2 protein-coding genes are annotated in these 1,930 nt (G+C 62.0%); both read right to left on the bottom strand.

Going from position 1 to position 1,930, the window contains the following annotated elements:
- Window positions 1-1,158 (bottom strand): ABC transporter permease subunit (locus ABH944_RS44510; RefSeq protein ID WP_404615813.1); only part of this gene is annotated, 1,158 nt, incomplete at its 3' end.
- A 16-nt stretch (window positions 1,159-1,174) separates the two neighbouring features.
- A partial coding sequence (locus tag ABH944_RS44505; protein WP_404615815.1) for a branched-chain amino acid ABC transporter permease occupies window positions 1,175-1,930 on the bottom strand: 756 nt, incomplete at its 5' end.

Raw genomic sequence — 1,930 nt, 5'->3', positions numbered from 1 at the left:
CGGCTTCTTGCCGGCGCGCTTCGCAATCTTCGCGATCTTGTCTTCGTGTTTCGGAGACGGCCACAGGCCTTCCGAGCGATACAGCATGATGAGCACCATCGCGAGACCGTAGAGCAACTGGCGGATGACTTCGGTGTCCACGATCTGGTGACCGAAGATGAAGTTCTGCAGCGGACCCATGGTCGAGCGCAGGAATTCAGGGAACACGGCCAGCAGCACCGCGCCCAGGATCACGCCCGGAATGTGGCCCATGCCGCCGAGCACCACGCAGGCCAGCACGACGATGGACTCCCAGAACGTGAACGATTCCGGCGAAACGAATCCCTGGAACGTACCGAACATCGCGCCCGACAAACCGCCGAACGAGGCACCCATCGCGAAGGCCAGCAGCTTCACGTTACGGGTGTTGATGCCCATTGCCTTCGCGGCGATTTCGTCCTCGCGGATCGCGGCCCACGCGCGGCCAATACGCGAATGCTGCAAGCGTACGCACACGAAGATCACGAACAGCGAACACAGCACGAACAGGTAGTAATAGTTGTAGACCGAGGGGAAGCTGAACCCGAACAACGAGTGCGTCTTCGACAAATCGAATCCGAGGAACGACACCGGGTCGATACCGGTAATCCCCTTCGGCCCGTTCGTGATGTTGACCGGACGATCCAGGTTGTTCATGAAGATCCGGACGATTTCCCCAAAGCCCAAGGTCACGATAGCGAGGTAGTCACCACGCAGACGCAGCGTTGGTGCACCGAGCAACACGCCAAAGGTGGCGGCCAGCCCCATCGCACACGGCACGATCACCCAGATCGGCGTATGCAGCCCGCCGGGGAACAGGTGCGCGATCCACTCGAACTGCGTGGTCAACTGCGGCGAGGACAGCAACGCAGCCACGTAAGCGCCCACCGCGTAGAACGCGATGTAGCCCAAGTCCAGCAGCCCGGCAAAACCCACCACTACGTTCAGGCCGAGCGCCAGCATCACGTACAGCATCGCGAAGTCGAGCACGCGCACCCAGTAGTTGCCGCCGGCGGCGCCGATCAGCATCGGCGCGAGGACGACGAGTGCGGTAACCAGCACCGTGACGGCGTAGTTCTTCGCGGTCTTTTTTTCAGGGATGAGCGTGGTCGACGGCTCGATCGGTTGAATTGAAGTCATGCTTGGTCTCCCCTATTTATGCGCGATCTGCGACACGTTCGCCGAGCAGGCCGGACGGACGGAACACCAGCACGATGATCAGCACGATGAACGCGAACACGTCCTGGTAGTTACTGCCGAACACACCGCCTGTCAGATTGCCGATATACCCCGCCCCGAGCTGTTCGATCAGCCCGAGCAGCACGCCGCCCACCATGGCGCCGCCCAGGTTGCCGATCCCGCCCAGCACCGCGGCCGTGAACGCCTTCAACCCGGGAATGAAGCCCATGTAGAAGTGCGCGTTGCCGTATTCGGAGGCGATCATCACACCGGCCAGTGCAGCGAGCGCGGAGCCGATCATGAAGGTCGCGGAGATCACGAAGTTAGGGTTGACCCCCATCAGGCTCGCGACACCGGGGTTCTCGGCAATGGCGCGCATCGCGCGGCCGAGTTTCGTCTTGTGCACGAGCAGCAGCAAGCCGCCCATCACGATGAACGCCACCACGATGATCACGATTTCCGTCATCGAGATAACCGCGCCCGGACGGTCGGCCGTGGCGGTGATCACGTTGATCGGATCGGTCGGCAGCAGTTGCGGGAAGGCCAGCGGATTGCGGCCCCAGATCATCATGGCGATCGTCTGCAGAAGAATCGATACACCGATGGCGGTGATCAGCGGAGCCAAACGCGGCGCTCTACGCAAGGGCCGGTAAGCCACGCGTTCGATGGTGTAGCCGACCAGCGCGCAGACGACTGCGGCGACCAGCAGCGCGATGACCAGCACCAGCGCTAA

This window comes from Caballeronia udeis (genome assembly GCF_044909315.1).
Classification (GTDB): domain Bacteria; phylum Pseudomonadota; class Gammaproteobacteria; order Burkholderiales; family Burkholderiaceae; genus Caballeronia; species Caballeronia udeis_A.
This window is presented reverse-complemented; position numbering and strand designations above follow the sequence as displayed.